The following is a 12,573-nucleotide window of genomic DNA, read 5'->3' on the forward strand; positions in this document are numbered from 1 at the left end:
GTTTGCGCTGCTCCGGGCGACGCGCCCTGTGCGCTGCCGGAGCGGCCCCGCTGAGTGGCGACGTTGCCCGCCGAGCGCGCATAGGCATGCGCCGGAGAGCATGAATCGCGGGCTGCCGTCACCCCGCGTCGTGCCCGCGACCACATCCCGAAGGCCCGGCGGGGCATGATGTGGCCGTGACCACGCAGAGCCCCGCCGACGCACCCGACACCGCCTCCGCAGCCGACGGCGGGACCGCGCCCGACGTCGACGCGTCCACCGACCGCCACTCCCGGCCCGCCGGAGCCGCCGTCGCCGGCGCCCCTGCCGGAGGGCCGAGCCTGCGTCGCACCGACATCGACCCCGGCGCCTCGCCCGTGCGTCAGGGACTGCGGGTCGTCATCCTCGGCGGCGGCCCCGGCGGCTACGAGGCCGCTCTCGTCGCCGCCCAGCTCGGCGCGCGCACCCAGCTCATCGAGGCCAGGGGCATCGGCGGCTCCGCCGTCCTCACCGACGTCGTCCCCTCCAAGACCCTCATCGCCACCGCCGAGTGGCTCACCACCACGGAGCAGGCGCACGAGCTCGGCATCACCGTCGGTGACGGCGAGCAGGTCGCCCACGTCGACCTCGGTGCCGTCAACGGCCGCGTCCGTCACCTCGCCGAGGAGCAGTCGAGCGACCTCACCGCGCGCATGGCCGAGAAGGGCATCGAGGTGATCGACGGCCGCGGCAGCCTCGGGACCCTGGACGCCGAGGGCGTCCGCACCGTCCATGTCACCGGGGACCACGGCGGTGAGCGCGGCGCCGAGCGCGAGCTCCTCGCCGACGTCGTCCTCGTCTCTACCGGCGCCCGCCCCCGCGTCCTTCCGGGCGCCGCCCCCGACGGTCGCCGGATCCTCACCTGGACCCAGCTCTACGACCTCGACGAGCTCCCCGAGCACCTCGTCGTCGTCGGCTCCGGTGTCACCGGCACCGAGTTCGCCGGCGCCTACCTCGCCCTCGGCTCCCGCGTCACCCTCGTCTCCAGCCGCGACCGCGTCCTGCCCACCGTCGACGCCGACGCGGCGACCCTCGTCGAGGAGGGCTTCCGCCGCCGGGGCATGGAGGTCCTCTCCGGTGCCCGCGCCCGGGCCGCCCGCGTCGTGGAGGAGGGGACCGACGACGAGCACGTCGAGGTGACCCTCGCCGACGGCCGCGTCGTCACCGGCTCCCACTGCCTCATGGCCGTCGGCGCCGTCCCCGCCACCGACGGGATCGGCCTCACGGAGGCCGGCGTCGGCCTCACCGAGTCCGGGCACGTCCGCGTCGACCGCGTCTCGCGCACGACCGCCTACCGCGTCTACGCCGCCGGCGACTGCACCGGCGTCCTCCCCCTCGCCTCCGTCGCCGCGATGCAGGGCCGCATCGCCATGCGCCACGCCCTCGGCGACGCCGTCGCGCCGCTCGCCGTCGAGACCGTCGCGCAGGCCGTCTTCACGGTCCCGGAGATCGCCTCCATCGGCATCACCGAAGCGGAGGCGGCCACCGGCGAGTACGACGCCGTCTCCACGACCGTCCCGCTGGCCCGCAACCCGAGGGCCAAGATGCTCGGCCTCAACGAGGGCTTCATCAAGCTCTTCTCCCAGCGCCGCACCGGTGAGGTGCTCGGCGGCGTCGTCGTCGGCACGCGCGCCAGCGAGCAGATCCTCGCGGTCACCCTCGCCGTCACGCACCGCCTCACGGTCGAGCAGGTGATGAACGCCTTCAGCGTCTACCCGTCGCTGTCCGGGACGCTCACCGAGGCGGCCCGCCAGCTCCACGTGCGCTGAGGGCGCGGGTCGCGTGACCATTCCGTGACCTAGCACCCCGGTTATCCAGAGTGGAGCATGCATAGCATCGGTGTATGCCCGCTTCCCTGAGCGCGGAGGTCCCTGCCCCCGCGTGCACCATCACGCCCGCGGCGCCCGCCGACCTGACCGAGGCCGCGCGCGTCCTCGCCGAGGCCTTCCAGGACGACGCCCCGCTCCGCGCCACCCTCGGCCTGCCCGGCACCGTGCCGCCCGAGCGCTCCGAGGCCCTCTTCGCCTGCATCCTCGAGGACGGCCCGCTGCCCTCCGGGACTGTCGACGTCGCCCGCATCGACGGCCGCGTCGTCGGCGTCGGCGTGTGGACCTGCCCTGCCGGTGCCCACGTCGGGCTGCGCGGCCACCTGCGCACGCTGCCGCGCTACGTTCACGCCCTGGGCCTGCTCGGCGCCCTGCGAGCCGCCCGGACCGACGACGCCGTCGCCGCCCACCGGCCCGCCCGGCCCTCCTGGTACCTCAAGGTCCTCGGCGTCGCCCCCGAGCACCGAGGGAAGGGCATCGGCACCGCGCTCATGGAGTACCGCCTCGCCATCGTCGACGCCGAGGACGACGACGCCTACCTCGAGTCCTCCACGCCCGCGTCCGGCCGCGTCTACGAGCGCCTCGGCTTCACCGCCATGCGCCCCGTCGAGGCGTGGGAGGGGGCGCGCCCCTGGGCCATGTGGCGAGAGGCTCGGTCCCGGCGGCGCGAGGCCCCGGAGGGCTAGCGGGACAGTCGGCGCCGCAGCGGCCGCGGGCCCGGCTCCGGTCCGCCGGACGCCGGCCAGTGCCAGGGCGGCCCCGTCAGGCGCCCGGGCGCCGCAGCGAGTGCCACAGCGGCTCGAGCTCGAAGCCGAGCGCCCGGTTCATGGCGAGGCTGCTCGCGTTGACCGCCGCCCCGCCCGTGCCCCACGTGCGGGCGCCCGTCGCGTAGGTGGTGAGGACAGAGAGCGCCTTGACGGCCTTCGCCAGGCCGCGTCGCCGGTGCTCCGGGGCGACGGCGGTGCGGTCCACCTCCCAGCGGTCCGGTAGCGGCGTCAGGGTCGTGAGGGCGACGAGCCCGCCCTCCGCCGACCGAGCGCCGAAGGCGAGCCACTCCTCCGACTCCAGGAGCTCGGCGAGGTCCTCCGGCAGGGGGGCGGGAACGGTCGCCGGGGTCACCGGGTAGTCGGGGAGGACCCGCTCCTGGAGCGCCGTGATCGCGGGCGCGTCGGCGGGCCCCAGGCGGAGCACCTCGTAGCCGGCGTCCTGGGCGGCGGCGACGGCCTCGAGGAAGGGGGAGAGGTCGGCGTCGTCGCCCAGGTGCAGGCGCGCGCCCCAGGACTCCGCGACGACCTCCCAGCCCTCGGCGAGGAGTCGGGCGTGCTCGGGGTCGTCCTCGCGCAGGATCCGGATGCCGTCGTCCTCAGCGGTGCTCATGGCGCCGACCGTACCCTGGCCCGCGCCCGCCGCCCCGGCCGCTCCGAGTGCGCCCGGTGAGGGCCCGCTCGCGGCGGCCGGGCAAGGGCCCGGCGTCACGGCCTCTGCGGCAGCTCGTCGAGCCCGAGGTCGAGGACGGGAGCCGAGTGCGTGAGAGCCCCCACCGAGATGTAGGTGAGTCCGAGTCCCGCGCGCTCGGGTAGGTCCCGGATCGACAGGCCGCCGCTCGCCTCCGTCTCCACGCCGGCGGGGCGGCACAGCGCCACCGCCTCGGCCGTCGTGTGCGGATCCATGTTGTCGAGCAGCACGAGTCGGCACCCGGCCGCGACGGCCTCCCGGACCTGCTCGAGGGTGTCGCACTCGACCTCGCAGACGATGCCCGGAACCGCCCGACGCACGGCGTCGAGCGCGGCCGTGATCGAGCCGGCCGCCGCGACGTGGTTGTCCTTGATGAGGGCCGCGTCGCCCAGGCCCATGCGGTGATTGGTCCCGCCTCCGCAGCGCACGGCGTACTTCTGGAGGGAGCGCAGCCCGGGCACGGTCTTGCGCGTGTCGCGGACCCGGGTCCCGGAGCCGGCGAGGGCGTCGGCCCAACGAGCGGTCGCGGTGGCGACGCCGGAGAGCTGGCTCATGAGGTTGAGCATCGTGCGCTCGGCCGTGAGGAGGCACCGCAAGGGCGCCTCGATCTCGAGGACCCGGTCGCCCGGGCGCAGCCGCGTGCCATCCGCGAGGAGGACGCGCGTCCGCGCGGTGGCGCCGAGGCGCTCGGCCATGAGCTGCTGCGCGATCGCGCCGATCTCGACCCCGGCGAGGCACCCCTCGTCACGGGAGGTGACGACCGCGTGACCCCGCCGGTCGGCGGGGAAGATCGACTCGGTCGTGACGTCGGGGCCCCAGGACAGGTCCTCGTCGAGGGTCGCCGCGACGAGGTCGAGGACGTGCCGGGGTTCGAGGCCGGCGGCCGCGAGTCGTTGCTCGAGCTCGGTGCGATCCAGGTCGGCCGGTACCTCGGGGGCCTCGGCGGTCGATGGGGTGGGCGGGGTCGGTGGAGTCACTGTCGTCATGCTGCTTTCGCCTTGCCTGCTGGGGCGAGGATGGTCGGGGCGCCGTCGGCGAGGACGACGTCGATGTGCCGGGTCAGCGAGGGCAGCGTCTCCGGGGCGTCGGATCGGCGGTGGCATCCCCGGGACTCGGGGCGGGCGGCCGCCGCGAGGGCGACGGCCGTGCCGACGAGCCGTGCGTGAGCGGCGTCGAGCACGGAGTCGGGCAGGTCGGTGTCCGTCGTCGACGCGGTGCCGACTGCGGGGCCGGTGAGCAGGTCGTGGGCGCGGGCGAGGCCCTCCCCGTCGCGCAGGAGACCGACGTCGCGGCTCATGATCGCGGTGACCTCGTCGAGATCGGCCGCGGCGAGGGCTCGTGGCTCCGTCTCGGCGGGGCGCACCGCGGGTGGGAGCTCGACGGCCAGGAGCCGGGCGGCGCGCGCGCCCGCGACGAGGCCCTCCGTGATCGAGTTCGAGGCGAGCCGGTTCGCCCCCTGGACGCCGGTGCAGGCGACCTCGCCCACGGCGAGCAGGCCCGGGACCCCGGTGCGGCCGTCCATGTCCGCGGCGAGCCCGCCGCAGTGGTAGTGCGCGCCCGGAAGCACCGGGATCGGCTCGGTCACGGGGTCGACCCCGAGTTCGCGGCACATCTCCAGGATGGAGGGGAACTCGGTCTCCCACGTCCTCGCCCCGAAGGCGGTGGCATCGAGGTAGACGCGGTCCGCCCCAGTCCTCACCATGTGCGCGTGCTCGGCCGCGGAGACGACGTCGCGCGGGGCGAGGTCCTCGAGCGGGTGGACGCCGGCCATGACGCGGTGACCGTCGGCGTCGACGATGACGGCGCCCTCGCCGCGCACGGCCTCGGAGACGAGGACCTGGCGGCCGTCGTGGAGACGGCGGCCGTCCGGAGGGGCGAGGACGGTCGGGTGGAACTGCATGAACTCGAGGTCGCGGGCCGCCGCTCCGGCGGCCATCCCGAGGACGAGCCCGTCACCGGTGGCCGTGGGTGGATTCGTCGTCGTCGACCAGAGCCGGCCGATCCCGCCGGTGGCGAGGACGACAGCGCGCGCGGTCACGGGCACCGTCCCGTGCGGTGTGCGCAGCCGCGCGCCGCAGACCTGGCCCCTCGCGTCCTGCAGGAGGTCGACGGCCCGGGTGCCGGTGAGCAGGTGCGGCCGGGCGCCTGCGCGCGCTCTCGCCGCCGTGCACAGGACGCGCTCGACCTCATGGCCCGAGCGGTCGCCTTCGGCGTGCCAGATCCGCCGTGCGTGGTGCCCGCCCTCGAGGTGGAGGTCGGGCTCGTCGTCCGGTCCGCGATCGAAGACGGCGCCCTCCTCAACGAGCCGGTCGATGGCTCCAGGGGCCTCCTCGACGAGCCGGGTCACCGCGACGGGGTCGCACAGGCCCGCTCCCGCCGCGAGCGTGTCGTTGACGTGCGAGAGGCAGGAGTCGTCGGGCAGGTGGACCGCGGCGAGGCCTCCCTGGGCCCAGTCCGTGGCGGAGTCGGCGAGGCCGGCGCGGGAGACGACGGTGACATCGACGCCGGCCGCCGCCAGGTCGAGCGCCGTTCGGAGACCGGCGGCGCCGGACCCGATGACGAGGACCTCGGTATCCGTCAGGCGACGGGGTGCGGGGCTCATGGCGGTCACTCGCCCGTCCTGGCGGAACCGATCGCGATCATGCGCTGCACCGCGCGGCGGGCGCGGTCGGCGACCTCGGGCGCGACGTCGATCTCGGTGGTGCCCGTGCGCAGGCAGCTGAGGAGTCGCTCGGGGGTCGTCAGCTTCATGTAGGGGCACACGGCCCTGGGGTTGACGGCGCGGAACTCGGTGCCCGGGTTGGCGCTGCGCAGCTGGTGGAGCATCCCGACCTCGGTGGCGACGAGCACCTCCGTGGCGCTCGTCGTGCGCGCGGCCTCGAGCATGCCGCCCGTGGACAGCACGTGCGTCCGTTCGGCCGGGAGCTCGCCGGTGCCGGCGAGCCACAGGGCGCTGGTGGTGCAGCCGCACTCGGGGTGGACGTAGAGCTCGGCGCCCGGGTTCGAGTGGACCGCGTCGATGAGGCGGTCGGGGCGGATGCCGGCGTGGACGTGGCACTCCCCGAGCCAGACGCGGATGTTGTCGCGCCCGGTCTCGCGGCGGACGTGGAACCCGAGGAACTGGTCGGGGCAGAAGAGGATCTCCTGGTCCTCGGGGATCGACCGCACGACCTCGACCGCGTTGGACGAGGTGCAGCAGACATCGGTCTCCGCCTTGACCTCGGCGGTGGTGTTGACGTACGACACGACGACGGCGCCGGGGCGCTCCGCCTTCCACTCCCGCAGCTGGTCGGCGGTGATGGAGTCTGCGAGGGAGCAGCCGGCGTCGGGCGAGGGCAGGAGGACGCGCTTGCCGGGGGAGAGGAGCTTGGCGGTCTCCGCCATGAAGTGGACCCCGGCGAAGACGATCGTCGAGGCCGTGCACTCGGCGGCGATCCTGGACAGGGCGAGCGAGTCGCCGACGTGGTCCGCGACGTCCTGGATCGCGGGGGACTGGTAGTTGTGGGCGAGGATGACGGCGTCCTGCTCGGCTGCGAGGCGTCGCACCTCCTCCGCGAAGCCGTCGGGGGCGGGCTCGGTGAACGGTGCCTCGCCCGCGGTCGGGGAGCCCGTCGTCGACGGGGCCGTCGAGGGGCGAGTGGTGCTGGTAGTGGGCGCTGCTGAAGCTGGTGCGGTCGCAGCCGTCGGGACTGACATCGTGCACCTCCTGTTATCGTCTATGAATCGAAAACCGGCGTCACTGTACCATCCTCACGTGCTCAGTTCTCCGTACCGCGACGACGCCGGGGTTGCCAAGTACCGGCACGAGGTTCTCGCGGTCGTCCTCAGGGTCGGGGCGGACAGCAGGCGCCTCGAGGTGCTCGCCTGGCGACGCGAGCACGAGCCCTTCACCGGGCGGTGGGCGCTCCCCTCCGGGCCGGTGGAGGTCGACGAGTCTCTCGATCGCGCGCTCGAGCGCCACCTCGCGGAGAGGGTCGACCTCACCGCCCTCTCCCACTCCGAGCAGCTCGAGACGTTCTCCGACCCGGGCCGCGACCCCTTCGAGCGCACGATCGCCACCGCGTACCTCGGTCTGGTTCCGTGCGACGCGGCGGTCCGTCCGCCTCGCGGCGTCGTGTGGCTGGACGCCCAGGAGCCGGGCGAGATGGCATTCGACCACCAGCGCGTCGTCGCCCGGGGCGTCGCGCGGCTCCGGGCGAAGATGTCGTACACGAACATCGCCTTCGCGCTCGCCCCGTCGGAGTTCGTTCTGTCCGAGCTGCGCGAGGTGTACGTGGCCGCCCTCGGGCACGACGTCGACGTCACGAACCTCGGGCGCGTCCTGGCTCGACGCCGGCAGATCGTCGAGACGGGCGGACGGCGCAGCGCCGGGGCCCAGGGCGGCCGCCCCGCCCGCCTCTACCGCTTCGTGGACCGGCGCTACGCCGTCACCGACCCCTTCGCCGTCCTCAAGGGCCCGGCAGCCTGACCCGCGCAGGCCCCGCGGCCGGGCGTCACGGCGGCCGTCATGCCGTGAGAGGAGGCGGGGGCACGCGCTCGTCGACCGTACTCTGGCCCCATGAGCGAGACGCACGAGAACCCCGGCCCGGCGAGCGCCCCCGTCGCCCTGCCCCCGCTCGGCTCCGACCCCGTCGAGATCGCCCGCGCCCTCGTCGACGCCCGCTCCGTGTCCGGCGAGGAGACCGTCCTCGCCGACGCCGTCGAGGCTGCCCTCCGCGCCTGCCCGCACCTCGAGGTCCTGCGGCACGGGGACACCGTCGTCGCCCGGACGAACCTGGGCCGGCCCGAGCGCGTCATCGTCGCCGGGCACCTCGACACGGTCCCCGTCGCCGTCACCTCGGAGCAGCCGGACGGCAACGTCCCCGGCCGCCTCGAGAGCCGCGACGGCGAGGAGGTCCTGTGGGGCCGCGGCAGCGTGGACATGAAGGGCGGTGACGCCGTCATCCTCCACCTGGCCGCCGCGCTCGCGGCCCCGCGCCGGGACGTCACCTGGGTCCTCTACGACCACGAGGAGGTCGAGGCCTCCCTCAACGGTCTCGGCCGGGCGCTCGACGCCCACCCCGACTGGTTCGAGGCCGATCTCGCCGTCCTCGGCGAGCCCACCGCGGGCGACATCGAGGGCGGCTGCAACGGCACCCTGCGCCTCATCCTCGATGTCCCTGGCCGCGCCGCCCACTCCGGGCGCGCCTGGGTGGGCGCGAACGCGATCCACGCCGCCGGCGACCTCGTCGGCCGTGCCGCCGCGGCGCCCGTGCGCACCGTCGACGTCGAGGGCCTCGCCTACCGTGAGGGCTTCAACGTCACCCTCATCGAGGGCGGCGTCGCCACGAACACGATCCCGCCGTCGTGCCGCGTCACCGTCAACTACCGCTTTGCCCCGGATCTGTCGGCCGAGGAGGCCCTGGCCCGCGCCAAGCGCGTCCTCGCCGGCCTGCCCGTCGACGGCGGCGAGACCGACCCCGTCATCGACGGCGGCACCGGCCCCGTGGTGGTCACCCTGGACGACCTCAGCCCCGCCGCCCGGCCCGGCCTCGACTCCCCGCTCGCCGCGGAGCTCATCGCCGCCGTGCGCGAGCGCGGGGGAGAGGTCGGCCCCAAGTACGGGTGGACCGACGTCGCCCGCTTCTCCGCCGCCGGGATCCCCGCCGTCAACCTCGGCCCAGGGGACGCCCTCCTCGCCCACACCGACGACGAGCACTGCCCCGTCTCCCAGATCCGCGACGTCGCCGGGGTCCTGCGCGACTGGCTCGCCTGAGCCGCAGCGGCGGACGGCCGGCCCTGGCCGCAGGCGGCCCGGCCCCGCGCGGCGCCGTCCGCGCCCGGCGCCGGCGGCGGATCGGCCGCGTTCACCCCGCCGCCGGGTGTTGTTCAGGGAGCGGGCCCACGGCGGGTGGATCATTCCCCCCATGACCAAGAGAGAGTCCTACCGCAAGGGCCCGGTGCTGCTGCGCGGCACCCAGATCCCCGCCCAGACGACCGACGCGCGCCTCCTGTCCAGCCGCGACGACACCGACTGGCTCCACAAGGACCCCTGGCGCGTCATGCGCATCCAGGCGGAGTTCGTCGAGGGCTTCGGCGCTCTCGCCGAGCTCGGCCCCGCGGTCAGCGTCTTCGGCTCCGCGCGCACGCGCCCCGACGACCCCTACTACGCCGTCGCCGAGGAGACCGGCCACCGCCTGGCCGACGCCGGCTACGCCGTCATCACGGGTGGCGGCCCCGGCGCCATGGAGGCCGCCAACAAGGGCGCCCAGGAGGCCGGCGGCGTCAGCGTCGGCCTCGGCATCGAGCTGCCCCACGAGCAGGGCATGAACGAGTACGTCGACCTCGGCGTCAACTTCCGCTACTTCTTCGCCCGCAAGACGATGTTCGTCAAGTACTCCGACGGCTTCGTCGTCATGCCCGGCGGATTCGGCACCATGGACGAGCTCTTCGAGGCCCTCACCCTCGTCCAGACCCGCAAGGTCCTCTCCTTCCCCGTCGTCCTCGTGGGCCGCGACTACTGGGGCGGCCTCCACGACTGGATCCGCACGACCCTGGTCGACGCCGGCACCGTCTCGCCCGAGGACCCCGAGCTCCTCCACGTCGTCGACACCGCCGAGGAGGCCGTCGAGCTCGTCGTCGGCACCGCCAAGCGCGTGCGCGCCGACGCCGCCGCCCAGGCCGCGGCCGAGGCCGCCGAGGCGGCTCAGGCGGCGGCCGCCCGCGACGGCGAGGAGTGAGGAGCGGGTCGGATCCGGCCGAGACGTCAGGAAAGTGGTTGAACCTGAATGAAGTCGGCCACCTTCCTTCGCTGCTTGTGGGTTCCATGCGGTAGGATCCACCTGGTAGCGCGGTGAGGATCCGCGGAAACGCACCGAAAGGGGAGCCCATGGCTGCCATGAAGCCCAGGACCGGAGACGGGCCGCTCGAGGTCGTCAAGGAAGGCCGCTCCATCATCATGCGGGTGCCGCTCGAGGGCGGCGGCCGTCTCGTCGTCGAGATCACCCCGGACGAGATCAAGGAGCTCCAGGAGGCTCTCGCCTCCGTCAAGGTCTGAGCACCGCCACGGCTCTGGCCCGCGCGTCCCGGACGCGTCGCGCGGAGCCGCCGCCCCTGAGGCGGAACGGTACGAGAGAGGACCGGGTCCCCGTGAGGGACCCGGTCCTTCGTCGTGCTCGGGGTGGGTCTGCGGCGCCGGCCCCGGCGGCGGGAACGGGTGCTCAGCCCGCCTGGACGGCCACGAGCAGGCCGTCTCCGACGGGCAGGAGCGTGGTCAGCATGTCCTCGCGCTCACGCAGGCGGCGACCGAGCTCACGGGCCGCGACCGTCCGGGCGTCGCGGCGGGCCGGGTCTCCCACGTGGTCGTTCTGCAGGGCGTGCGTGACGACGAGGACGCCGCCGACGCGGAGCATCCGGATGGCGCCCTCGGCGAGCTCGGCCGCCTCCTCCGGGTCGACGTCGAGGACGACCATGTCGTAGGAGCGGGCGGCCATGCGCGGCATGACGTCGGCGGCGCGGCCCTGGATGAGGCGCGTGCGAGAGGAGGGGTGGCCGGCGGCCTCGAAGGAGCGACGGGCCTCGCGCTGGAGCTCGGCCTCGACGTCGATCGTGGTGAGCACGCCGGCCGGGCCCATGCCGTCCAGGAGCCAGAGTCCCGAGACGCCGGTGCCGGTACCGATCTCCGCGACGGAGCGGGCGCCGACGGAGGCCGTGAGCATGCGCAGGGCCGCACCGGTGCCGACCGAGACCGGGTCCGTGCCCAGCTCGACGCCGCGCACCCGGGCCTGGGCGGCGGGCTCGCCCTCCGAGACGAAGTCCTCGGTGTAGGACCAGCTGAGGGTCTTGTCAGCACTCACGATGTGGCCTTTCCTAACCTGCGTCCTGGCTCGACGCGCCGTGCGGGGCCGCGCGCGGGACGCGACGGCTGCGCGCTCATTGTTCCAGGTCCGCGTCACAGGCGGGGGCGCGGGGCCGTGGCGATGCCCACGCCGGCGGCGTGGGACGGCGCACGTCCGCGGCCCGGGCCGCTCCCTATACTTGCCGCGTGTTCGGCATCTCCGGTGGCGAGTTCCTCGTCATCCTCCTCGTCATCGCGATCGTGGTAGGCCCGCAGCGCCTGCCCGAGTACACCCGCACGGTCACGCAGTGGGTGCGTCAGCTGCGCCTCTTCCTCGACAACGCGAAGCAGCAGATCGCCGAGGAGGTCGGCCCCGAGCTCGCCGACATCAACCTCTCCGACCTCGACCCGCGCAACTACGACCCGCGCAAGATCGTCCGCGACGCCCTCGGCGAGGACATCGAGGCCATCCGCAAGGACTTCGAGAACCCGATCAAGTCCGTCGTCGACGCCGCCAAGGGCGCCTCCGACGAGGCGGCCGGCGAGGTCAGCTCCGAGGTCAACGCCGGCACCTCGAACAAGTCGCTCAAGCAGATGATCGACGACAAGGCCGAGGAGACGCGCGCCGCGCGGGCCGCCGCCTCCGGGACCGCCGCCGCGACCGGTGCAGCAGCCGCTGTCGCCGCCACCGCCGACGCCGGGACCGCGGAGGACGCCGCGAGCACCCGGACCGCTGAGGGCGCCGACGGCGCCGTGGACACCGTCCAGCCGACGGATGAGCCGGTCGAGCCGGCTGGGTCGGCCGACGCCTCCGGTACCACGCCCCTCGAGGACGGGACCGCCGTCGAGGAGCCCGCTGTGACGACCGAGGACGCCGCGCACGGCGCGCCGCAGGACGCCGCCGAGGACGCCGATGACGACGACGAGGTCGAGGACCCCGAGCGCCGCGCCTTCCTCGCGAGCGCCGCCGAGTCCGCGGGCGACGTCGTCGAGGACGTCGCCGGGATCCTCGACCCCACCGACACCATCGAGGACGCCATCGCCGACAGGGCGGACGAGACCCAGCAGGCGGAGTCCGCGGAGCACGGCGAGCCCGCCGCCGAGGCCCCCGAGACCGCGGACGGTCCGGACGCCCCCGCACCGCGCGGCGTCCTCGTCGGCACCGGCGCCGGGACCCCGGCACCGACCGAGGCGGTCTCGGAGCAGAACCCTCAGCCCGCGGCCGCGCCCACCGTCCCCTCTTCGCTCGTCGCCTCCCCCGAGGACCTGCCGAGCGCCGTCGCCGAGCGCGTCCGCCCGGTCTCGCCGCGCGACATCGTGCGCGCCGCCAACCAGGCCGCGCGCACCCGCGCGGAGGCGGCCCGCGCCCGCGTCGACGCCTGAGCGACAGCCTGCCCGCGCCTCACCGCGAGACCAGAACGGGCCCGTCCGCGAATCCCTTCGCGGACGGGCCCGTCC

At 74.8% G+C, this 12,573-nt stretch carries 12 protein-coding genes; 7 read left to right on the forward strand and 5 right to left on the reverse strand.

Annotated features, from left to right (window positions below; genetic code table 11):
• The first annotated feature begins 176 nt into the window (after positions 1–176).
• Positions 177–1,787 (forward strand): NAD(P)H-quinone dehydrogenase, encoded by a 1,611-nt coding sequence (locus tag AXF14_RS07985; protein ID WP_236755396.1) that lies wholly within the window; start codon positions 177–179, stop codon positions 1,785–1,787.
• A 74-nt stretch (positions 1,788–1,861) separates the two neighbouring features.
• A complete protein-coding gene (locus AXF14_RS07990) occupies positions 1,862–2,530 on the forward strand; it encodes a GNAT family N-acetyltransferase (protein WP_067942294.1) in 669 nt (222 codons plus the stop codon).
• Between the two features lie 76 nt (positions 2,531–2,606).
• On the opposite strand, the gene AXF14_RS07995 is transcribed toward AXF14_RS07990, so the two are convergent.
• From AXF14_RS07995 to nadA, 4 genes are all read right to left on the reverse strand, one after another.
• Complete coding sequence (locus AXF14_RS07995) at positions 2,607–3,221, reverse strand: GNAT family N-acetyltransferase (protein WP_067942295.1); 615 nt, start codon at positions 3,219–3,221, stop codon at positions 2,607–2,609.
• A 95-nt stretch (positions 3,222–3,316) separates the two neighbouring features.
• Positions 3,317–4,276, reverse strand: a complete 960-nt coding sequence (gene nadC / locus AXF14_RS08000) for a carboxylating nicotinate-nucleotide diphosphorylase (RefSeq protein WP_236755408.1) — start codon at positions 4,274–4,276, stop codon at positions 3,317–3,319.
• Positions 4,277–4,281: 5 nt separating this feature from the next.
• The gene (gene nadB, locus AXF14_RS08005; RefSeq protein WP_067944226.1) at positions 4,282–5,901 is read right to left on the reverse strand and encodes an L-aspartate oxidase; all 1,620 of its coding nucleotides are present in this window, start codon (positions 5,899–5,901) and stop codon (positions 4,282–4,284) included.
• A 5-nt stretch (positions 5,902–5,906) separates the two neighbouring features.
• The gene (gene nadA, locus AXF14_RS08010; protein ID WP_084355455.1) at positions 5,907–6,995 is read right to left on the reverse strand and encodes a quinolinate synthase NadA; all 1,089 of its coding nucleotides are present in this window, start codon (positions 6,993–6,995) and stop codon (positions 5,907–5,909) included.
• A gap of 58 nt (positions 6,996–7,053) precedes the next feature.
• Between nadA and AXF14_RS08015 the strand changes: the two genes are divergently transcribed.
• From AXF14_RS08015 to AXF14_RS13280, 4 genes are all read left to right on the forward strand, one after another.
• Positions 7,054–7,767 carry an NUDIX hydrolase gene (locus AXF14_RS08015; protein ID WP_150118452.1) on the forward strand — a complete coding sequence of 238 codons (714 nt, stop codon included), beginning with the start codon at positions 7,054–7,056 and terminating at the stop codon, positions 7,765–7,767.
• 90 nt (positions 7,768–7,857) lie between these two features.
• Positions 7,858–9,054 (forward strand): succinyl-diaminopimelate desuccinylase, encoded by a 1,197-nt coding sequence (gene dapE / locus AXF14_RS08020; RefSeq protein ID WP_067942298.1) that lies wholly within the window; start codon positions 7,858–7,860, stop codon positions 9,052–9,054.
• Between the two features lie 151 nt (positions 9,055–9,205).
• Complete coding sequence (locus AXF14_RS08025; protein WP_067942299.1) at positions 9,206–10,018, forward strand: LOG family protein; 813 nt, start codon at positions 9,206–9,208, stop codon at positions 10,016–10,018.
• 149 nt (positions 10,019–10,167) lie between these two features.
• Positions 10,168–10,335 carry a DUF3117 domain-containing protein gene (locus AXF14_RS13280; RefSeq protein ID WP_083470580.1) on the forward strand — a complete coding sequence of 56 codons (168 nt, stop codon included), beginning with the start codon at positions 10,168–10,170 and terminating at the stop codon, positions 10,333–10,335.
• A 163-nt stretch (positions 10,336–10,498) separates the two neighbouring features.
• On the opposite strand, the gene AXF14_RS08030 is transcribed toward AXF14_RS13280, so the two are convergent.
• Entirely contained in the window at positions 10,499–11,134 is a 636-nt protein-coding gene (locus AXF14_RS08030; protein WP_067942306.1) for an O-methyltransferase, read from the reverse strand.
• A 188-nt stretch (positions 11,135–11,322) separates the two neighbouring features.
• On the opposite strand from AXF14_RS08030, the gene AXF14_RS08035 reads away from it, so the two are divergent.
• Entirely contained in the window at positions 11,323–12,498 is a 1,176-nt protein-coding gene (locus AXF14_RS08035; RefSeq protein ID WP_067942308.1) for a twin-arginine translocase TatA/TatE family subunit, read from the forward strand.
• The last annotated feature ends 75 nt before the right edge of the window (positions 12,499–12,573 follow it).

This window comes from Actinomyces radicidentis (genome assembly GCF_001553565.1).
Classification (GTDB): domain Bacteria; phylum Actinomycetota; class Actinomycetes; order Actinomycetales; family Actinomycetaceae; genus Actinomyces; species Actinomyces radicidentis.